General features: G+C 56.3%; 20 protein-coding genes. 9 read left to right on the plus strand and 11 right to left on the minus strand.

Annotated elements, in window-relative coordinates; translation table 11 throughout:
- Positions 1-20 precede the first annotated feature (20 nt).
- Complete coding sequence (locus QMG15_RS03980; RefSeq protein WP_281789608.1) at positions 21-602, plus strand: NUDIX hydrolase; 582 nt, start codon at positions 21-23, stop codon at positions 600-602.
- A gap of 42 nt (positions 603-644) precedes the next feature.
- The gene (locus tag QMG15_RS03985) at positions 645-1106 is read left to right on the plus strand and encodes a DUF1178 family protein (protein WP_281789609.1); all 462 of its coding nucleotides are present in this window, start codon (positions 645-647) and stop codon (positions 1104-1106) included.
- On the opposite strand, the gene miaA is transcribed toward QMG15_RS03985, so the two are convergent.
- From miaA to mutL, 3 genes are read right to left on the minus strand one after another with little or no spacing between them, the layout of a single operon-like run.
- Entirely contained in the window at positions 1087-2088 is a 1002-nt protein-coding gene (miaA, locus tag QMG15_RS03990) for a tRNA (adenosine(37)-N6)-dimethylallyltransferase MiaA (protein WP_281789610.1), read from the minus strand. The genes QMG15_RS03985 and miaA overlap by 20 nt on opposite strands.
- A complete protein-coding gene (locus QMG15_RS03995; protein WP_281789611.1) occupies positions 2081-3268 on the minus strand; it encodes a multidrug effflux MFS transporter in 1188 nt (395 codons plus the stop codon). Before QMG15_RS03995 ends, miaA begins: the two co-directional genes overlap by 8 nt.
- Positions 3268-5199: a DNA mismatch repair endonuclease MutL gene (mutL, locus tag QMG15_RS04000; RefSeq protein ID WP_281789612.1), complete on the minus strand. Its 1932-nt coding sequence runs from the start codon at positions 5197-5199 to the stop codon at positions 3268-3270. Before mutL ends, QMG15_RS03995 begins: the two co-directional genes overlap by 1 nt.
- 33 nt (positions 5200-5232) lie before the next feature.
- Here mutL and QMG15_RS04005 point away from each other — a divergent pair, with 33 nt between their 5' ends.
- Positions 5233-5886: a VTT domain-containing protein gene (locus QMG15_RS04005; RefSeq protein WP_281789613.1), complete on the plus strand. Its 654-nt coding sequence runs from the start codon at positions 5233-5235 to the stop codon at positions 5884-5886.
- 8 nt (positions 5887-5894) lie between these two features.
- On the opposite strand, the gene QMG15_RS04010 is transcribed toward QMG15_RS04005, so the two are convergent.
- From QMG15_RS04010 to tsaE, 4 genes are read right to left on the minus strand one after another with little or no spacing between them, the layout of a single operon-like run.
- Positions 5895-6146: a VF530 family protein gene (locus QMG15_RS04010; protein WP_281789615.1), complete on the minus strand. Its 252-nt coding sequence runs from the start codon at positions 6144-6146 to the stop codon at positions 5895-5897.
- Positions 6143-7291, minus strand: coding sequence for an aminotransferase class V-fold PLP-dependent enzyme (locus QMG15_RS04015; protein ID WP_281789616.1), 1149 nt, complete (start codon positions 7289-7291; stop codon positions 6143-6145). Before QMG15_RS04015 ends, QMG15_RS04010 begins: the two co-directional genes overlap by 4 nt.
- Before the next feature lies 1 nt (position 7292).
- Positions 7293-8705, minus strand: a complete 1413-nt coding sequence (locus QMG15_RS04020; RefSeq protein WP_281789617.1) for an N-acetylmuramoyl-L-alanine amidase — start codon at positions 8703-8705, stop codon at positions 7293-7295.
- The gene (gene tsaE, locus QMG15_RS04025) at positions 8702-9175 is read right to left on the minus strand and encodes a tRNA (adenosine(37)-N6)-threonylcarbamoyltransferase complex ATPase subunit type 1 TsaE (protein ID WP_281789618.1); all 474 of its coding nucleotides are present in this window, start codon (positions 9173-9175) and stop codon (positions 8702-8704) included. The genes QMG15_RS04020 and tsaE overlap by 4 nt, the downstream gene beginning before the upstream one ends.
- A 9-nt stretch (positions 9176-9184) precedes the next feature.
- Between tsaE and queG the strand changes: the two genes are divergently transcribed.
- Positions 9185-10282: a tRNA epoxyqueuosine(34) reductase QueG gene (gene queG / locus QMG15_RS04030; RefSeq protein ID WP_281789619.1), complete on the plus strand. Its 1098-nt coding sequence runs from the start codon at positions 9185-9187 to the stop codon at positions 10280-10282.
- Between the two features lie 9 nt (positions 10283-10291).
- Positions 10292-10633: a hypothetical protein gene (locus tag QMG15_RS04035; RefSeq protein WP_281789620.1), complete on the plus strand. Its 342-nt coding sequence runs from the start codon at positions 10292-10294 to the stop codon at positions 10631-10633.
- A 32-nt stretch (positions 10634-10665) separates the two neighbouring features.
- Here QMG15_RS04035 and QMG15_RS04040 read toward each other — a convergent pair whose 3' ends face one another.
- The 4 genes from QMG15_RS04040 to mltB form a co-directional block, all read right to left on the minus strand.
- A complete protein-coding gene (locus QMG15_RS04040; protein ID WP_281789621.1) occupies positions 10666-11511 on the minus strand; it encodes a hypothetical protein in 846 nt (281 codons plus the stop codon).
- A 405-nt stretch (positions 11512-11916) separates the two neighbouring features.
- Entirely contained in the window at positions 11917-13302 is a 1386-nt protein-coding gene (locus tag QMG15_RS04045) for a HAMP domain-containing sensor histidine kinase (protein WP_281789622.1), read from the minus strand.
- Entirely contained in the window at positions 13299-13988 is a 690-nt protein-coding gene (locus tag QMG15_RS04050; RefSeq protein WP_281789623.1) for a response regulator transcription factor, read from the minus strand. The genes QMG15_RS04045 and QMG15_RS04050 overlap by 4 nt, the downstream gene beginning before the upstream one ends.
- Positions 13989-14225: 237 nt before the next feature.
- The gene (mltB, locus tag QMG15_RS04055) at positions 14226-15296 is read right to left on the minus strand and encodes a lytic murein transglycosylase B (protein ID WP_281789624.1); all 1071 of its coding nucleotides are present in this window, start codon (positions 15294-15296) and stop codon (positions 14226-14228) included.
- Positions 15297-15435: 139 nt separating this feature from the next.
- Between mltB and QMG15_RS04060 the strand changes: the two genes are divergently transcribed.
- The 4 genes from QMG15_RS04060 (at position 15436) to QMG15_RS04075 (ending at position 19479) form a co-directional block, all read left to right on the plus strand.
- Positions 15436-16389 carry a histone deacetylase family protein gene (locus tag QMG15_RS04060; RefSeq protein ID WP_281789625.1) on the plus strand — a complete coding sequence of 318 codons (954 nt, stop codon included), beginning with the start codon at positions 15436-15438 and terminating at the stop codon, positions 16387-16389.
- A 3-nt stretch (positions 16390-16392) separates the two neighbouring features.
- Complete coding sequence (locus QMG15_RS04065) at positions 16393-17637, plus strand: mechanosensitive ion channel domain-containing protein (RefSeq protein WP_281789626.1); 1245 nt, start codon at positions 16393-16395, stop codon at positions 17635-17637.
- Positions 17638-17757: 120 nt separating this feature from the next.
- Positions 17758-18507 (plus strand): electron transfer flavoprotein subunit beta/FixA family protein, encoded by a 750-nt coding sequence (locus tag QMG15_RS04070; protein WP_281789627.1) that lies wholly within the window; start codon positions 17758-17760, stop codon positions 18505-18507.
- 39 nt (positions 18508-18546) lie between these two features.
- Positions 18547-19479 (plus strand): FAD-binding protein, encoded by a 933-nt coding sequence (locus tag QMG15_RS04075; protein WP_281789628.1) that lies wholly within the window; start codon positions 18547-18549, stop codon positions 19477-19479.
- The last annotated feature ends 48 nt before the right edge of the window (positions 19480-19527 follow it).

The following is a 19527-nucleotide window of genomic DNA, read 5'->3' on the forward strand; positions in this document are numbered from 1 at the left end:
TGGCTTTTTTCATGATGACTATGAAAACCACCTCTGATGACCATTTGGTCGAACACACGCTAGACCACGTCGAGTTGCTCAAAGGCCACTTTTTGCACGCCTTTCGCGACACCGTGCGCTTGCCCAGCGGTGGCACCGCCACACGTGAGTTTGTGATTCACCCCGGCGCGGTGATGATCATCGCCATCCGCGACGATGGCCGTTTGGTGATGGAGCGCCAATACCGCTACCCCGTGCAGCAGGTGATGATTGAGTTTCCCGCGGGCAAGCTCGATCCGGGTGAAGACCGTTTGGTGTGTGCCCAGCGCGAGTTGCTAGAAGAAACTGGCTACCGCGCCACCGAGTGGGCCCATGCGGGTGTCTTGCACCCCGTCATCAGCTATTCCACCGAGTTCATCGACATTTGGTTTGCACGCGGCCTGACCCAAGGCGAGCGACAACTGGACGAAGGCGAGTTTCTCGATGTGTTTGATGCCAGCGTGGACGAGCTGCTGGCATGGTCACGCGACGGCCAACTGACGGACGCCAAAACCCTCACAGGTTTGCTCTGGTTGCAAAACCACCTCAGCGGCGCATGGCCCCTGCAATGGCAGAGCCTATGACTGTGGCAACGCGTGTGAGACGTGCTGCGGGATAATCGAGCCATGAAAGTGTTAGACCTTCAATGCGCCCAACACCATGTGTTTGAAGGCTGGTTTGGTTCCGAGGACGATTACCAAAGCCAGCTCACACGTGGCTTGCTGAACTGCCCGATGTGCGGCGATGCCAACGTGAGCAAAAAACTCAGCGCACCGCGCTTGAACCTGAATGCGACCGAGTCCGCTGACAACGCAACGCCCACATCGCCCAGCCTACAAGACGTGGCCAACCTAGGGCCCGCACAGTTGCAAGCCGCTTTGCTCAAGATGGTGCGCCATGTGGTGGCGAATACCGAAGACGTGGGCAACAGCTTCCCCGAAGAAGCCCGCAAGATGCACTATGGAGAAGCTGAGGCACGCAACATTCGCGGCCACGCCACACCTGAAGAAACTGAAGGGTTGATCGACGAAGGCATCGCCGTCATGCCTTTGCCACTGCCTGACGTGCTCAAAGAGCCGTTGCAGTAAACCGCTGCACAGTGGCGAGTGTTTGCGCCAAAGCATCAGGTGCATCACAGGGGATGACGATGCGCTCGTCCATGCCGCGCAGCCAAGTGAGTTGTCGTTTGGCCAACTGCCGCGTAGCCGCAACGCCCAACTCGTGCAGTTGGGGCAAGATGCTTTCTGGGGCGGCGCCTACAGCCACTGCACGGTCGAGCAACTCCCACGCTTGGCGGTACCCCACACAGCGCATGCTGGGCAAATCGATGTGCAAGTCACCTCGCGCACGCAGGGTTTGTACTTCGGCCAGAAATCCTCCCGCCAGCATGATGTCAAAGCGCAGCGCAATGCGCGCATGCAGCCATGCGCGGTTGACGGGCTCTAGCGAGAGCAGGGGCATCGTCAGTGCTGGTTGCGTTGCACGCGTGGCATCTGCTTCAGCAAACCATTGCGACAAAGCTTTGCCGCTCACGCGCCACACCTCGAGTGCGCGCGAGATGCGCTGCGCATCGTTGGGCGCCAAGCGTGCAGCCGTGATGGCATCGACCTTCGCCAGTTCGGCATGCATGGCGGGCCAGCCCAAGGCGAAGGCTTGTTGCTCGATTTCGGCGCGCAGCTCGGGCTGTGCAGTGGGCAAGTCGTCAATGCCATTGCGCAAGGCTTTGAGGTAGAGCATGGTGCCGCCCACCAGCAGTGGCAGCTTGCCGCGCGCGCGGATGTCGGCCATCAGGGCTGAGGCATCGCGGGCAAACTCAGCCGCGCTGTAGGCGTGTCGTGGGTCGCGAATGTCAATCAGGTGGTGCGGCACTTGTGCGAGTTCATCGGCATTGGGCTTGGCCGTGCCAATGTCCATGCCGCGATACACCAAGGCCGAATCCACGCTGATGATTTCAACGGGCCATGCTTGGGCGATCGCCAAAGCTGCTGCAGTTTTACCGCTGGCCGTCGGACCAACGAGGGTGATGGCGTCAACGGTCCAGCCTTGTGCCAGATGCGATGCGTTAGACACGCGGGCCTCCACGGCGCAACACCAGCAGCCAAGCCGACAGCGCAGTGATGACAGACCAAAACGCGATGCTTTGCGCCATGGGCAGCGCAGAGCCGTCTTGCACCGCACCCAGCCACAGCCCTGTGATGAAAGCTGCCGCCATCATCAAGAAGCCGCCTAGGGCCGATGCCGCACCCGCCGCTTTGGGGAAAGGCCCCACCGCACCACTTTGACCGCATGGCTGATGGATGCCGTGCGCCAAGACGAACCAATAAAACGGCCCCATCAGACTCACCACACTTTGCCCACCCAGCCACGCATTGAGTGCCATCCAGCCGCCGCCCACCAAGCTGAACACCCCGCCAATGGCGACCGTTTGCGTCACGCCAAATCGAGCCAACAAACGACGGCACAACACGGTGCCCAGTAAATAAGTGAAGGCCATCGAAAACAACAACAACCCGTATTGCCAGCGCGCCAATCCCAACAAGTTGATGAAAACGAACGAAGACGATGCCAAGAAGGTAAAGAGCCCGCCGTACGAGCCAATCGACACACAGGTGAACGCCACAAACGTGGGGTGGCGCACGATGTGCCACCACGTCTTTGCTAGCACCTTGACCTGCAGCGCATGTGGGTTTTTACGATGCACCGTTTCTTTGAATGTCAGGGCAACCAAGATCAGTGCGATCGCCCCAAACCCCATCACCAAACTCAGTGCAGCGTGCCAGCTCCACAAGTCGGTCAGCAAGCCGCCCAAAGGCGCACTGGCGCAAGCCAAAAAACCTAAACCTGTCAGCGCCTTCGACATCACGCCTGCGCCTGTCTCGGGGGTGTACAGGTCGCGCACGATGGCACGTGCACACATCACCACCGCACCCATAGCAGCGCCTTGTAAAGCGCGCCACACGATCAGTTCTTGCATGCTGCTGGCCAACACACAGCCCAAGCCTGCGAGTGTGAAAGTGCCCAAGCCCCACAACAAAATCGGACGACGGCCAAAGCGATCGGACAGGGGGCCCCACACCAACTGCGATGTGCCAAAGGCCAACAGCAAAGCGCTGAGCGTGAGCTGCACCTGCGACAGCGTTGCACCAAACTCTGCCTTGATGGCAGGCAGTGCGGGCAAGTACAAGTCGGTGGCCACAGGCTGAATACCCAGCAGCATCGACAGCAACACAATGATGAGCGTGGGGGACATCAGCGACCGCGTAAAAACAGCGCGTCGAGCTCACGCATGGTCAGTTGTCGCCAGGTGGGGCGGCCATGGTTGCATTGGTCCGAGCGTTCGGTCACTTCCATTTGGCGCAGCAAACCATTCATCTCATCCACCGTGAGTTTGCGGTTGGCACGCACCGCACCGTGACAGGCCATGGTGGCCAGCAGTTCGTTGCGTGCGCGTTGCACCACCGTGCTGGCGTCGTGTTGGCTCAATTCGGCCAACACGTTGCGCGCCAATGCCACGGCGTCGCCTTGCGCCAAGCTGCTGGGCACGGCACGCACCGCGAGTGTTTTGCTCGACAGCGTGGAGATTTCTAAACCGAGTTCTTGCAGCGCTTCGGCGCAGGCCTCTGCGGTGGCCACCTCTTGCGCGGTGGCAGGGAAAGTGGCGGGAATCAGCAGCGGTTGGCTGCTGATACGCTGCGCGTCAATTTGTGTTTTGAGTTGTTCGTACACGATGCGCTCGTGCGCGGCGTGCATATCGACCAGCACCAAACCTTGCGCGTTCTCGGCCAAGATGTACACGCCATGCAGCTGCGCGATGGCTTTGCCCAAAGGCCAAGTTTCGGGGGCCGCCTCTTGCAGTGACGGGGCGGGTGCGTTGGCAGCACTGAATGCGCTGGGCGCAAAACTTTGCGCAGATTGTTCTTCAGCAGCCAAGCTGGTGCGGGGTGTGGGTTGCCACAGTGCGCCTAAGTCAGACACACGTGTGCCAGCCAAAGGCATGGGCGCTTGTTGCCAGTTGGCGTTGGGCCAGCTGGGGGCCGTAGGTGAGCCGAAAGCGTTGGCGTTACCAGAAGCCTCTGACGTCCCCGCCATCGGGAGCTCATGGTTTTGCAGGGCATTGGCCATGAGCATGTTGGCGCGTGGCACCGCCAAGGCGTTTTCTACCGCGTGGCGCACGGCTTGGTGCACCTCACGGCCATCACGGAAACGCACTTCAATTTTGGTGGGGTGCACGTTGACGTCCACACGCGTGGGGTCAATCTCCACATACAGCGCATAGATGGGTTGGCGGTGGCCGTGCAGCACATCTTCATACGCGCTGCGTGCCGCATGGGTGATGACTTTGTCACGCACATAGCGGCCATTCACATACGCAAACTGATGGTCCGCACGTGAGCGGGCGGCGTCTGGAATGCCTGCGCGTCCCACCACGGTGACATGGCCCGATTGGTAATGCACAGCGACTGAGTTTTCTAAAAAATCGTCGCCCAACACATCGGCCAAGCGGCGGTCTAGCGCGGCTTGGTATTGCTTGTTCAGGTCTTCACCCGAAGCTGCGTCAATGGTTTGCGCGCGCCATTGCTCCACCAACTTGCCTTCGTGCCAAATGGCAAAACCCACTTCAGGGCGGGTCAAGGCGTGGCGGCGCACAGCTTCTACGCAGTGGGCCAGTTCGGTGTTGTCGGTCTTTAAAAACTTGCGGCGGGCGGGCGTGCTGTAAAACAGCTCTTTGACTTCCACCGTCGTGCCTTGGGCGCGGGCGGCGGGTTGCAGCTCGCCGCTGCGGCCATCGAGCAGCATGGCGCTGTCTTGGTTTGCCGTGCGTGACAGCACCGACAACTCAGAGACCGATTGAATCGCGGCCAACGCTTCGCCGCGAAAACCCATGGTGCCTACCGATTCAAGCTCGGTGAGGCTGGTGATTTTGCTGGTGGCGTGGCGCTTCAAGGCCACAGGCAACTCATGGGCGGGAATGCCCACGCCGTTGTCTTCCACGCTGATCAGGCGCACACCACCGGCCAACAAGCGCAGTGTGATGTGCGTGGACCCCGCGTCTAGCGCGTTGTCCACCAGTTCACGCACGACAGCGGCGGGGCGTTCGATCACCTCGCCAGCGGCGATTTGGCTGATCAGTTCATCTGGGAGTTCGCGGATGGCGCGTGGGGGTTGGGTAGCAGGGTGCACGGCCTCATTTTAGAGGCAGGGATAATGCAGCCTATGGAACTTATTACTTTCTTGATCGACTTCATCCTGCACGTAGACCGCTACTTGGAAGCCTTTGTGCAAGCCAATGGCACTTGGGTCTATGCCTTGCTGTTTCTCATCATTTTTGTGGAGACCGGTTTGGTGGTCATGCCCTTTTTGCCCGGTGACTCGCTGCTGTTTGTGGTGGGGGCTATGTGCGGCGTGGGCTTGATGGATTACGGCTTGTCTGTGGCCTTGCTGCTCACCGCTGCGGTGGCGGGCAACCAAACCAATTACACGATTGGCCGCTTCTTTGGCCCGAAGGTGTTTGCGTGGGAAGACTCCAAGTTTTTCAACCGCCGTGCTTTCGACCAAGCCCACGCGTTTTACGAGCGCTACGGCGGTGTGACCTTGATCGCCGCACGCTTCATGCCCTTTGTGCGCACCTTCGCGCCCTTTGTGGCAGGCGTAGCGCAGATGACGCGTCGCAAGTTCACCTTCTTTGACATCACCGGTGGCGCGTTGTGGGTGGGCGGTATCGTGACGGCGGGTTACTTCTTTGGGAACATTTCGTGGGTCAAAACCCATTTGGACAAGATCATCTGGGCGATGATTTTTATTCCCGGCGCTTTGGCTATTTATGGCTCGTGGAAAGCCTCACGCGCTGCACACATCAACGCTGACTGAAGACGGCGTTAAAACCTACGTTCTGTGCGGCGCACGTCGCGCAGCATGAACAAATACAAGCTCTCCACCTTGTCGCGCGCCCAAGGTGTTTTGCGCAAAAACTTCAGGCTTGAGCCCACGCTTGGGTCGTGCGTGAAGCAGCGAATGTTGATGCGCTCTCCCAACCCCTCCCAGCCGTAATAGTCAGCCAGTTCGGTGACGATTTTTTCCAACGTCATGCCGTGCAGTGGGTTTTTGGGTTGTGCGGGTGTGTCGGTCATGGTGTGAGGTCTGCAAGGTTTGACACGGCGTCGAGCAAGCGTGCGATTTCTTCGTCCGTGGTGGTGGTGTGCGCTGAAATTCGCACAACATCGGTTAACCCCCGCGCCCGCATGTCGAGTGGCGTGAAGGCCGTGCCGTTGACGGCAAGCTCAATCCCTTGTTGGGCTAGGTGTGTTCGCACAGTGTCTGAGGCGAGGCCTTGTGCGGTGAAGGCAATCAAGCCAGAAAGCTGTGTGCCTACATCATGGTTTTGGATATGTGGCATGCCTTGCAAGGCTTCGCGAAGCTTGCTGGCTTTGCTTTGTACGTGGGCTTGAATTGTGTCTAAACCTTGTGCGAGCGCCTCTTGAATCGCTTGCCCTAAACCTAAGCGAGCGGCCATGTTGGCCTCGGATGTTTCAAAGCGCCTCGCATCGTCACGCAGTTGGTACTGACCGTTGGTCAGAGGTGCAGAAAAATGGTCCAGCGCCGCAGGTTGAAGGGCTTGAAGAAAACCACGACGGACATACAACAAGCCTGTGCCGCGTGGGCCGCGCAGCCACTTGCGTCCTGGTGTGGTGAGGACATCGCAATTCAGTGAACGCACGTCAACCGGCATTTGTCCCACGGCTTGTGCCGCATCCAAAAAGAAGGGGGTCTTGGCCGTATGCGCCAAAGCGCCTACGTGTGCCGCAGGTTGGATGAGGCCGCCATTGGCTGGGAGCCACGTGAGTGAAATTAAGCGCACGCGGTGGTCAAGCATGGCTGCCAATTGCGTCAAGCAAACTTCGCCAGTGGGTGTGCTGGGGATTGTTTCAACCACAGCGCCATCCCGCTGCGCGATGTGCGTCAAGGCTGCGTAGTTGCCACCCCATTCGCTGCGCCCCACCAAGATGCGATCGCCTGGGGTGAAGTGCAGGCAATTCATCACTTCGCGCCAACCACGAGAGTGGCTGTCTGTCAGGGCGATTTCATCGGCATCGCAACCCAAAAGTTGGGCCGCATGTGTGTAAACGGCGGCCAACGCCTTGTGTTGATGCACCGCCGCACCATACCCACCTAAACGGGTTTCTAGGTGCAAATGCGAGACCATGGCATCGACCGTAGATGCCGACATGAGCGATGCCCCTGCGTGATTGAAGTAGGCCAAGGGCTGTGCGTTCATCTTAGGTATTGCGGGTTTTGGCCAGCGGTGGATTGCGTGAGAAGTAGCGCTCAATGCCTTTCATCAGCGCATCGGCCAAGTCGTTTTGGTATTGAGGGCTGACCAAACGTTTCTCTTCTTCGGGGTTGCTGATGAAGGCGGTTTCCACCAACACGCTGGGAATGTCGGGCGCTTTCAACACGGCAAAGCCCGCTTGCTCCACACGGCCTTTGTGCAGTTTGCCAATGTGTTTGATTTGCCCCAGCATCGCGCTGCCGAGTTTGAGGCTGTCTTTGATTTGTGCGGTGGTACTCATGTCAAGCAGGGCGCGTTGCACGGCGGCGTCTTGGCTCTTGATGTTCAAGCCACCAATCAAGTCGGCACGGTTTTCTTGCTTGGCCATCCACTTCGCAGCAGCGCTGGAAGCTGCACCATCGCTCAGGGCAAACACGCTGGCGCCTTTGGCTTCGGGGGTTTGAAACGCGTCTGCATGGATGCTGATGAATAAGTCCGCCTGCACGCGTCTGGCTTTTTCCACGCGCTGTTGCAGCGGCACAAAGTAGTCGGCATCGCGTGTGAGGTAAGCCCGCATAGGCAAGTTGCCGTGTTTTGTTTTGATGACGGTGTTGTTGATGCGGTCACGCAAGCGGTGCGCAATTTTCAGCACCACATCTTTTTCGCGTGTGCCACTGGGGCCTGATGCGCCGGGGTCTTCGCCGCCGTGGCCGGGGTCGAGGGCCACGATGATGAAGCGCTCACCGTCTTGTTGTTGGTTGACCGATGCCGCGGTGGTGATGGGCGCAGACGCTGTGGATGCCGCAGGCGAGGGCAGCTCGGGTGTGGCGTTGGGCTTGGCCATCAAATCGCCCACAGGGTCGGCACGTGTGCCCAATTTAGACGCAGAGGGCGTGGGCGTGGCCGTCATCGACGGTGCGTTGTAGGCTGTACCGCCCTTGAGCTTGTCCACGATCAAGGCTTCCAGTGGGTCGGCCACTTCAGAGGGGTAGAGGTCAAGCACCAAGCGGTGTTGGTATTGGGTGTTGCCGGTTTTCACGGGCAGCAAGTTGAACACTTGCGGCTTCACCATTTGGCGCAGGTCCAACACCAAGCGCACGGTTTTGTTGGCGTATTGGCCCACGCGCACACCGGTGATGTACGGGTCGTCCGAGCGCACTTTGCCTACGAGCTCTTTGAGGGCGGGATTGAGCTCGATGCCTTCAATGTCCACGGCCAAGCGCGGTGGGTTGGCTACAAAAATTGGCACAGTTTTAAGCGCTGTGTCGCTTTCAATCGTCACGCGTGTGTAGGCCGCAGCGGGCCACACGCGCACGGCCACAATGCTGGCGCCCCACGCAATGTCGGCACTGCCTAACAGCAAGGCGAGCGAGCCGCCTTGAAGCAGGCTGCGTCTTTGGATGCCCTTGTGTTGCGTCATGCCAGCAGCTCCTGCCCGCGTGGGGTGAGGGCACTGATGCGCACTTGGCGTTGCTCGGCGTCGTCCACTTGGATGTCGAGTTCAAGGTCTGGCGTGGGCATCACGCCAGCGGCGTTTTGCGGCCATTCGCACAGCTTCAAGCCCGTGCTGGCAAAGATGTCACGAAAGCCAGCGTCTTCCCATTCGCGTGGGTCGCTGAAGCGGTAAAAGTCAAAATGCCACACCTCGCCCGCATCCACGGTGTAGGGTTCGACCACGGCATAGGTCGGGCTTTTGATGCGGCCCTCGACGCCCAAGGCGCGTAGCAGGTGGCGCACAAAGGTGGTTTTGCCTGCGCCCAAGTCGCCATGCAAGGCGATGCAAGCATTCAGGTTGGCGCGTGTCAATGCGGCGGCCAGCTGCGTGGCAAACGCAGCGGTGGCGGCTTCATCGGGCCAAACCAGAGTTTTTACAATGGGCGAATTGTTCAAAGGTATCCGTTGTCTATCGATTACAAATTGTTGCTCACGCAAATTCAGGCTCTAGGGCAAACACTGGGATTTTCGCAAATTGCGGTGGCCCCTTTGGATTTGTCTTCCGCCGAGCCGCATTTGCAAAATTGGCTGGCCCAAAACTTCCACGGCAGCATGGACTATATGGCCCGCCACGGCCTCAAGCGCGCGCGTCCTGCCGAGCTGGTGCCGGGCACCTTGAGCGTGCTGACCGCCCGCATGAACTACCTGCCGCGCGACACCGCCGAGGGCTGGCAAGACGCCGAGTGGCAACGCTTGCGTAACCCTGCGGAGGCCGTGGTGTCGGTCTATGCCAGAGGGCGCGACTATCACAAGGTACTGCGCAACCGGCTCGACACGTTGGCCCAGCAAGTGGATGCCTTGTTGGTCGAGACGCTCAAGCCCCATGGTTTTGAATACCGCGCCTTCACCGATTCAGCCCCCGTGCTGGAGGCTGAGCTGGCCACACGCAGTGGCCAAGGCTGGCGCGGCAAACACAGCTTGGTGCTGAACCGCGAAGCGGGCTCGATGTTTTTCTTGGGCGAGATTTTTTTGAATGTGGCCTTGCCTGCATCTGAACCCACCAGTGCGCACTGTGGCCAATGCACCGCTTGCATGGATGTGTGCCCCACACAGGCCATCGTGGCCGAAGGCTTGGTGGATGCACGCCGTTGCATTTCGTATTTGACGATTGAGCACGACGGCACCATCGACGAGGCGCTGCGCCCTTTGATGGGCAACCACATCTACGGCTGCGACGACTGCCAGCTGATATGCCCATGGAACAAGTTTGCGCAAGCGTCGAGCTTGCCCGATTTTGATGTGCGTGCAGGCTTGGTGGGGCAGGGCATGGCGCGACTCTTGGCGTGGACCGAGGATGAGTTTTTGCGTTACACCGAAGGCAGCCCCATACGTCGCATAGGCCATGTGCGCTGGCTGCGTAACCTCGCCGTGGCTGCGGGCAATGCGCTGCGGCAGGCGGACGACGCAGCTTTGCGCCAAGCACTACAGGCCCACCTCACTCACAGCAACGAGGTGGTGCGTGAGCATGTGCAGTGGGCCTTGGCGCAAAGTGCGCACGAGTAATATCAAGCGATGAGATTTTTCACCCGTTTGATATTTGCGCTGATTGGCATGGCGTTCGCCATTTTGTTTGCCATCGGTGTGTTGTGTTGGCTCGCCTTGTATGTGGTGTTTGCTTGTCTGCGTTGGTTGACCACAGGCCAAAAGCCACAAGTGCTGATGATGTGGCAACAAATTCAAGCGATGCGCAAAGGCATGCAGACGGGGCAGGGTGCAAGCTGGTCCAGCTGGTCTCGCTCCAGTGATGGGCAATGGCATGAGGCGCATGGACATGTCTCAAATGGTGATCACAAAGCGGATGTCATAGAAGACGCCGTGGTGCGCGAAATCCATGACAAGCGTCGCTTGCCCTAACTCAATCACCGCCAGCTCGTAGTTGTGTTTAATTAGTCATCAAATAAAACTTTATCTTTGGACGGTGCCATGACATTGATCAACAGCTCTTGGCTATCTGCTTTAAACGCCTCTTCAAAACGCCAAGTGAATTGGTTGGTCACGCGTTGTAGTAGGCGCTTGGGTACGCCGTATTGTGTTGGCACACGATAGCTGCCCTCAAAAATCGCAAGCCCATCCTCATCTTTGTAACCGCGAAAATGCAATGGTCTAATCAACGTTGATGCGGCCATAACGAGGGTTTGCACATCACTGACCTCAATGGACTCTTTCGCCTTGGCGCGCGCGTACAGCTGAATCGCAGAACCCGACTTGTCGATCGTTGTGTGTAGCGGGTATGCCAACCCGTACATCGCCATCGAATCAATTTCGTCAGTGGCTGCATTGAGCTTGCTTTCAATGCCTTGCGAACGGAAAAACGTAAGCAGCACATCGGTAGAGATGTCCTCAGGCTTGTAAAACGACTTTTTGGTGTCGGCCACTTTGCTGCGTGTTTCTTCAATGATCTCAATGATGTGCATGGCCATCCGAGGTGCGTCATTGCGATGGACTTTGGCATCGGCCAACACAATCTGCAGGACTTTGATGACATCTTCAAACGCGTGCATTGAAATGCGAATGTCTGCAATGGCCGTTTGCACGATATCTTGTCGGTAATCCATATCCGGCTTGCGCATGATGTACGTCGCATAGGTCAGCTGATCCGCAACTATTTGCACCAGCGGCACCGAGAAAAAATAGTGCATCAATCCACGCTCTTGACGCACCCTTTCATAAAAAGAAGCAATGATTTTTTTTAGTCCTGTAGTACCGCCGTATTTTTGAACAAGGTCTTGCATGTTCTTCTATCAGCGCCACATAGCCAATCGTTGTTTGTCACGCACAGCCATCAAACACGATTGGCGTTTGATCGGACTGCTGATCTTGTCGCAACCATACGAGTTAGATGCCACCATAGCGCGGCAATAAAACACGCCATCTGATGATGAAATTTGATCGCAGATTACTGCATTCACCATGGTTGTCGCTGTGCAAAGGTATTGCTCGTCTTTGTTTCGTTTCATTTCGCAATCGCGCACAGACTCACAAAATCCGGCCTGCGACATGGCCAATAGCAATGAACCGGTGAATAGATGCCGCATCTTCATTTTTAAACCCCTTTGTTAAGGTTTAAAGGTACGGTTTTAGAGCTTGATGCGCTTCAATTCATTGCTGCATGTAATGGTTGATAACAGCTTTGTAATTTATGAACTCACTGAAATCTTGCCCTCAATGCGTACTTTTTTATCGGGCGTGACTTGTAAGTGAAGGTCACCGCCATGTGCCCTGACTATTTCTTTGCACAAACTCAACCCAAGACCCGAGCCCGCGATGACACCTCTGTCTTCACGCTGTACTTGGAGATGCCTGTAAAACCGCTCAAAGACACGGTCATCCAGGCCATCTAATGTGAGATTCGTTGTATTGCAGATCGAGAAATAAACTTGCTGACCCATCACGCGCGCTTGAAAGTCGATCGAGCCGTTTTTGTAGTTGTATTTGATGGCATTGCCGAAGAGGTTGTTCATCAATTGAAAAATAAAATCTCGATCTGCATTGATAAGAATAGTTCCTTCGATTTCCTTCTTTAAGATCAAGTCTGGTCTGTAACTTTTGATGTCATCCATCATTTGACCCACCAAATCGTTGAGGTTGACCTCTTCTTTCTCAAGTCCAATTTGCCCAGCGTCGGCTTGTGAGAGGAAAAGTAATTTGTTTGTAATCGAGATCAACCGCTCCACTTCCTCCGACTCCAAAGACAGCTCCATTTGTGTCGTTGAACCATCGGGTGCGTGGTTAATCAATCGGTGCAAATGGCCGCGAATAATGGTGAGTGGCGTTCGTAACTCATGGGCTGCATCACTTGAAAATCGCGCAGCTTGCGTGTAATTGGCTCTCAGCCTGTCAGTCAACTCGTTGAAGTATTGAATGAATACGCCAAATTCTTTGAAATTGTCTTTGGTCTCTAAATGTTCGTGAGGGCTTGAAAACTTGATGTGTCCAAATGCGCTTTGCAAGTTCTTAATCGGTTTCAGCACGACATAAATAATGAATACCGTCGTCAGAACCACAAAAGCAATGAGGATAGGCAACATTTTTATAGCGATTTGATTTCTCACTTCCAATATTTCACTGAGTGATTTTTGAAACGCTGCTGCATTAACGCCGATGTAGAGCTGCTGCGAATTCCGTAATACACGTACCACGCGCCAATTTTTTTGATCCCACTCCATGCTTGTGGTTTCGAAAGGTTTCGTATGCAAGGGCTCCCATTCAACCTGTTGAGAGGCCAAGCTACGCGCAAACTCTGCTACCTCAGTGCTTGGTTTGACGTTGTCGACAAATACAAGCATGTCTTTGGAATGAAGATGCAAGACCGTCTTTTCAAGATTCGCCTGAAACACGTTCAAATCGAGTTGTCCGGTGTTGGCATCCAACTCTTTTTGCACATGCTGAGCCAATACGTCACTGAAGTACATCCGGAATGGCTCACCACTGGTCCACCTAACCACCACGCGAGATGCGACGACAACCGACACCACACAAAGGGTGACCGATAAAAAGACGTGTAACTTAAATGAGCGTCTCATGGCGATACGTTATTGAATCGGTAGCCCACGCCACGAATGGTCTCTAAGGGAAAGGCTTGCAAAGCATCTGGGCGGGCGTCGTCCAATTTGCGGCGGAGTCGTTGAATGCAGACATCGACCACGTTCGTGCCTGGATCAAAATCGACATTCCATACTTGTTTGAGGATTTGCTGCCTAGAAAAAATTTGTCCTGGTGACAACATCATGCACTCCAGCAACACAAATTCGCGTTGTGTGAGGGGGGCCGCATGCTCGCCCCATTGTGCGACACGTGAAAATCGATTCAGGGTTAAGCCACTTTGCGAAATGAAGGCATGTGCGCTGCCCGACTGTCTTGCAATCAAAGTTTTGACACGCACAATCAATTCCTCAATGAAAAAGGGTTTGGCCAAGTAATCGTCAGCACCTTTTTCAAAACCTTTCAGGCGATCTATCAGTTCGGTGCGTGCGGTCAGCATCATGATGGGCGTTTTTAAACCTTTGCGTCTAATTTCGCCCAGCACCTCAAACCCGTCCATCAACGGCATAGAGACGTCCAGGACGATGGCATCAAATTTTTTTATCAGGGCCGTGTTCAGCCCCCTGAAGCCATCTGAATCGTGATGGACTGTAAAACCCTCTGACTCGAAACCCGAAATGATGAAATCAGCGATATTTTTCTCATCTTCAATCAACAAAATATTCATGATTTGATTTTGACGCGCAATGCGAAAACTTTGCTGTAAATTACAACTTTGTAATCGCCATTGACGTGTTTCATTCAGGGGCACTTAACAGGCTCTAGCTCGTTCGGATGTGTTGTGACGCTTTGCACGTCGCCCTCTCATAAGCGTCAAGGGCCAGATGAAATCCCTAGGCCGTTACTTAGAGGACCTCGATAACAAGCTTGGAGACCAACTTTAAGACGATGTGCTCAATACAGTTCAACGTGAACTCGACTGGTAAGCCGTCAAAGCACGATTCGCTTTCACCGCTTGCCCCAACTCAATCACCGCCAGCGCGTAGTAGCTGCTCCAGTTGTAGCGTGTCACCACATAAAAGTTGTCGGTGCCCGCCACATAGCTGGGTGGCTCGTCACCATTGAACAACTCCACCAAGGCTAAAGAGCCGTTGTGCTTTTGCGCTTGTTCGTCTAGCACCGCGCCTTTGGCGGTGAAGTTGCTCACGCTGAACGAGGGCAAGATGTCGGGGGCCAGCAAGGTGGGTTTGTCCAAACGCGCTTCATCAAAGCTCACGGGGTAGTGTGTGGGCATACCGGTTTGCCAGCCAAAGGCTTTGAAGTAATTGGCCACCGAGCCAATCGCGTCCACTGGGCTGTTGCGCAAATCAATGCGGCCATCGCCATCAAAGTCCACTGCAAACTTGGCCGCGCTGGAGGGCATGAACTGTGGCCAGCCCATGGCGCCCGCAAAGCTGCCGGTGATGCTGGCGTCGCCTTGGTGGTGGGCTTGCACCAAGAAGTGGCCCAGCTCAGATTTGAAGAAGGCTTGGCGTTCAACTGCGCGTGGGTGTGCGGCGGGGAAGTTGAGCGTGAGTGTGGTCAAGGCATCGAGCACGCGGTAGTTGCCCATGTTTTGGCCGTAGAAGGTTTCTACACCGATGATGCCCACAATCATTTCGGCAGGCACGCCATAGGTTTGCTCCGCACGGGCGAGGTCGCTTTGGTAGGTTTGCCAAAACTGGGTGCCCGCATCAATGCGGCGGCTTTCAATGAAGCGCTCGCGATACGCACGCCAGTTCTTGGCGGTGGGCACGGTGGGCGGCAGCACCATCTTGGGCACGCCCTTTAAAAACTGTGCTTTGCTGATTTGCTCACGCACCCAAGCTTTGGGTAGCTTGTGCTGTTGGGCCAGCTCATCGGCCAGTGCGATGGCTTCTGTGGTTTTCCCGTAGACAGGGCCGCGTGTGGAGGCTTTATGAGCAACGGTTTTGTGAGCTTTCGCATGCGACTTGGCTGTTGCCTCGCCTGCAAATGCAGCCATTAGCAACAACACGGCGGTGATTTGACGTAACGCAAGAGTTGGCTGCAAAGCCATATAAAACGGGGATGTATGTGTTTTCACGCAGTGTTTGCAAGGGAAAAAGCAAGGTCACCATGGTAAGCTGACTTGAAGAAGAACCGAGGCAGACGAGATGAGTAAAACAGGCTATTACACGCATCCCCTGTGCATGAAGCACGAGATGGGTGAGGGGCATCCTGAATGCCCAGAACGGCTCAGCGCCATCCAAGACCGCTTGCTCATCAGCGGCGTGGATCTCGGTCTCACGCAGATCGAAGCGCCCGAAGCGCCTTTGGCCGACATCGAGCTGGCGCACGACCGCATGTACATCGCGTCCTTGCGCGGTTTGTCGGACCAGTTGGTGGAAGACATCGCCGCTGGTGGTCCTGCGTATGGTCACTTGGATTCAGACACCAACATCAACAGCTACACGTGGAAAGCCGCCTTGGCTTCAGCAGGTGCCGCCGTGGCGGCGACGGACGCGGTGATTGCAGGCGAGTTGACCAACGCGTTTTGTGCCGTTCGCCCACCCGGCCACCATGCCGAGCGCAGCAAGGCGGGTGGTTTTTGTTTTTTCAACAACGTGGCGATTGCGGCCAAATACGCGCTAGAGCGTCATGGCTTGAAGCGCGTGGCGGTGGTGGACTTTGATGTGCACCATGGCAACGGCACGGAAGACATCTTGAGTGGTGACGACCGTGTGTTGATGGTGAGTTTTTTCCAGCACCCGTTCTACCCACACACGGGCACCGAACACCCCGCAGCCAACATGCTCAACATTCCTGTGCCGGCCTACACCAAAGGCATGGAGGTGCGTGAATTGATCGAGACCCATTGGGTGCCCCGCTTAGAAGCGTTCAAACCCGAAATGATTTTCATCAGCGCCGGTTTTGACGCCCACCGCGAAGACGACATGGGTCAGATGGGGTTGGTCGAGCAAGACTACGCTTGGATCACCCACCGCTTGCGTGACATTGCGGCGCGTCACGCACAGGGGCGCATCGTGTCTTGCCTCGAAGGCGGCTACGATCTGAGTGCGCTGAGTCGCAGCGTGGAAGCGCATTTGCGCGTGTTGGCAGATATTTAAACAATGAACGATTTACAAGAACTGTTGCTGGACCTGCAAAGTCCAGCGATTGCGTTAGAACTCGCCGGTTTGGCGCTGTGTTTGGCTTTGGCTTGGGGTTTGAGCTGGGCCTTGGGGCGTAGATTCACGTCTCCCAACTCGATTTTGTTTGGGCGTCGATTGATGGATGGCGTGCTGTTTCCAGCGCTGGCCTTGGTCTTGACCTATGGCTTGAAGCTGGTACTGATGAAGACGCAGCGTGTGGCAGTGCTGAAGATGGCTTTGCCCGTGCTGATGTCGCTGGTGCTGATTCGCTTGATCGCGCGTGTTTTGGCTGCGGTGTTCCCCAATTCGCGCGGTGCGCGCATCTTGGAACAAGTCGTGTCTTGGCTGGCTTGGGGTTTGGCTGTGCTGTGGATCACGGGCTGGTGGGGCCCGATGATGGATGAGCTGGATGGCTTGCAATTCATGCTCGGTAAGACACGCATCAGCGTGACGCATGTGCTGGAAGTGGTGTTTACCTCTGGCTTTGTCTTGGTGCTGGCGCTGTGGCTGTCGGCCACCCTTGAGCAACGTGTTCTCAACCGTGCGTTTGAAGATTTATCCATGCGCAAGGTGGCAGCCAATGCCATGCGCGTGTTGTTGTTGATCATCGGCACTTTGTTTGCCTTGTCTTCGCTGGGCTTTGATTTGACGGCCTTGTCGGTCTTGGGTGGTGCCTTGGGTGTGGGTATTGGTTTTGGTTTGCAAAAGCTAGCCGCTAACTATGTGAGCGGCTTTGTCATCTTGCTAGAACGCTCGCTGCGTATTGGCGACTTTGTGCGTGTGGATGGCTTTGAAGGCCGCGTGACCGACATCAAAACCCGCTACACCTTGGTGCGTGCCAGCAATGGCAGCGAAGCGGTGGTGCCCAATGAATTGCTGCTGACGCAGCGTGTCGAGAACTTGTCACTCGAAAGCCGCCACTTGCTGCAAACTTGTACCTTCTGGGTGGGGCTGGAAAGCGATGTGGCCCGCGTGCAAGACGTGTTGGTACAAGCTGCACTGAGCGCTGAGTGGGTGCTGTCCAGCCCCATGCCCCAAGCCTTGCTGGGCGAGGTGGCGCCTCAGGGCCTGCGTTTCAATTTGAATTTCTGGATGGAAGACCCCGTGAATGGCCAATCTTTGACGCGCTCGCGCGTCAACATCGCGGCGCTGAGCGCTTTGCGTGCGGCTGGCGTGGTGTTGGTGCATTCGCCCCAAGAGGTGGTGTTGCGCCATCCTGCTTAAGATTTTCCTAGGGACTTCCCTAGAAAAGCACGGTCGTTCGATAAAAAGGCGACTTTGATCTCTACAATGTTACGTTTACGTAAACGTCAATCTGTTTAATTTAAATATTGGAGCTTTTGCATGAAAGTTTTGGTCGCAGTCAAACGCGTGGTGGACTACAACGTCAAGGTCCGCGTGAAGTCGGACAACTCGGGCGTTGACATTGCAAACGTCAAGATGAGCATGAACCCGTTTGATGAGATCGCGGTGGAAGAAGCCGTGCGCCTCAAAGAAAAGGGTGTGGTCACTGAGGTGATCGCCGTGTCTTGCGGCGTGGCCCAGTGCCAAGAAACCTTGCGCACCGCGATGGCCATTGGCGCAGACCGAGGCATCTTGGTCGAGACCGCTGAAGAGCTGCAACCCTTGGCCGTGGCCAAGCTCCTCAAAGCTTTGGTCGACAAAGAGCAGCCTGGCTTGGTGATTCTGGGCAAACAAGCGATTGACGACGATTGCAACCAGACCGGCCAAATGTTGGCGGCGTTGGCCGACATGCCCCAAGCCACCTTTGCTTCCAAAGTCGAAGTGGCGGGCGACAAAGCCAGCGTGACCCGTGAAGTCGACGGTGGCTTGGAAACCATTTCGATCAGCCTGCCCGCCGTCATCACGACTGACTTGCGTTTGAACGAGCCCCGCTACGTGACCTTGCCCAACATCATGAAGGCCAAGAAGAAGCAACTCGATGTGTTCAAGCCCGAAGACTTGGGCGTTGACGTGAGCCCCCGCATCAAGACCCTCAAAGTGGTCGAACCTGCCAAGCGCAGCGCGGGCATCAAGGTGCCAGATGTGGCCACTTTGGTGGACAAGCTCAAAAACGTGGCAAAAGTTATTTAAGCCCGTCATTTAAAGAACACAAGCGCAGGAGAAACACACATGACATCCCTCGTGATTGCAGAACACGACAACGCCAGCATCAAAGGCGCAACCTTGAACACCGTCACAGCCGCAGCCGCCATGGGCGCTGACGTGCACGTGCTGGTCGCAGGCCACAACGCGGGTGCTGCCGCAGCCGCTGCAGCGCAAATTGCAGGCGTGAGCAAAGTCATCCACGCCGACGGCGCCACGCTGGAAGCTGGCTTGGCCGAGAACGTCGCAGCGCAAGTGCTGGCCATCGCTGGCAACTACACCCACATCTTGTTCCCCGCCACAGCGGCGGGTAAGAACGTGGCACCGAGAGTCGCCGCCAAGCTGGACGTGGGCCAAATCAGCGACATCACCAAGGTGGACAGCCCAGACACGTTTGAGCGCCCCATCTATGCGGGCAATGCGATTGCTACCGTGCAAAGTACAGATGCTGTCAAAGTCATCACCGTGCGCACCACAGGTTTTGATGCAGCCGCTTCTACAGGTGGCTCGGCCGCAGTGGAAACCACAGCAGCAGCCACAGACTCAGGCAAGAGCAGCTTCGTGGGCCGTGAAGTCACCAAGAGCGACCGCCCAGAGCTGACCGCAGCCAAGATCATCGTCTCGGGTGGCCGTGCCTTGGGCAGCTCAGAGAAGTTTGACGAAGTCATGGTTCCCTTGGCTGACAAGCTGGGTGCTGCGATTGGTGCCAGCCGTGCTGCGGTGGACGCAGGCTATGCCGCCAATGACTTGCAAGTGGGTCAAACCGGCAAGATCGTGGCACCTCAGTTGTACGTGGCCTGCGGCATCAGCGGCGCCATCCAACACTTGGCCGGTATGAAAGACAGCAAGGTGATCGTGGCCATCAACAAAGACCCCGAGGCGCCGATCTTCAGCGTGGCTGACTTCGGCTTGGAGGCTGACCTGTTTGTGGCTGTGCCAGAGTTGGTCGCTGCCCTTTAAACACACTGTGAAAAGGCACTCTTCGGGGTGCCTTTTTTGTACTGAATT

It is taken from the genome of Limnohabitans sp. INBF002, from assembly GCF_027924905.1.
GTDB lineage: Bacteria > Pseudomonadota > Gammaproteobacteria > Burkholderiales > Burkholderiaceae_C > Limnohabitans.

Excerpts from the sequence above, each read along its gene's own strand:
- QMG15_RS03980 (WP_281789608.1), top strand. The coding sequence starts at position 21 with ATGAAAACCACCTCTGATGACCATTTGGTCGAACACACGCTAGACCAC.
- QMG15_RS03985 (WP_281789609.1), top strand. The coding sequence starts at position 645 with ATGAAAGTGTTAGACCTTCAATGCGCCCAACACCATGTGTTTGAAGGC.
- QMG15_RS03995 (WP_281789611.1), bottom strand. The coding sequence starts at position 3,268 with ATGTCCCCCACGCTCATCATTGTGTTGCTGTCGATGCTGCTGGGTATT.
- QMG15_RS04005 (WP_281789613.1), top strand. The coding sequence starts at position 5,233 with ATGGAACTTATTACTTTCTTGATCGACTTCATCCTGCACGTAGACCGC.
- QMG15_RS04010 (WP_281789615.1), bottom strand. The coding sequence starts at position 6,146 with ATGACCGACACACCCGCACAACCCAAAAACCCACTGCACGGCATGACG.
- QMG15_RS04015 (WP_281789616.1), bottom strand. The coding sequence starts at position 7,291 with ATGAACGCACAGCCCTTGGCCTACTTCAATCACGCAGGGGCATCGCTC.
- QMG15_RS04020 (WP_281789617.1), bottom strand. The coding sequence starts at position 8,705 with ATGACGCAACACAAGGGCATCCAAAGACGCAGCCTGCTTCAAGGCGGC.
- QMG15_RS04035 (WP_281789620.1), top strand. The coding sequence starts at position 10,292 with ATGAGATTTTTCACCCGTTTGATATTTGCGCTGATTGGCATGGCGTTC.
- QMG15_RS04040 (WP_281789621.1), bottom strand. The coding sequence starts at position 11,511 with ATGCAAGACCTTGTTCAAAAATACGGCGGTACTACAGGACTAAAAAAA.
- QMG15_RS04045 (WP_281789622.1), bottom strand. The coding sequence starts at position 13,302 with ATGAGACGCTCATTTAAGTTACACGTCTTTTTATCGGTCACCCTTTGT.
- QMG15_RS04050 (WP_281789623.1), bottom strand. The coding sequence starts at position 13,988 with ATGAATATTTTGTTGATTGAAGATGAGAAAAATATCGCTGATTTCATC.
- QMG15_RS04060 (WP_281789625.1), top strand. The coding sequence starts at position 15,436 with ATGAGTAAAACAGGCTATTACACGCATCCCCTGTGCATGAAGCACGAG.
- QMG15_RS04065 (WP_281789626.1), top strand. The coding sequence starts at position 16,393 with ATGAACGATTTACAAGAACTGTTGCTGGACCTGCAAAGTCCAGCGATT.
- QMG15_RS04070 (WP_281789627.1), top strand. The coding sequence starts at position 17,758 with ATGAAAGTTTTGGTCGCAGTCAAACGCGTGGTGGACTACAACGTCAAG.
- QMG15_RS04075 (WP_281789628.1), top strand. The coding sequence starts at position 18,547 with ATGACATCCCTCGTGATTGCAGAACACGACAACGCCAGCATCAAAGGC.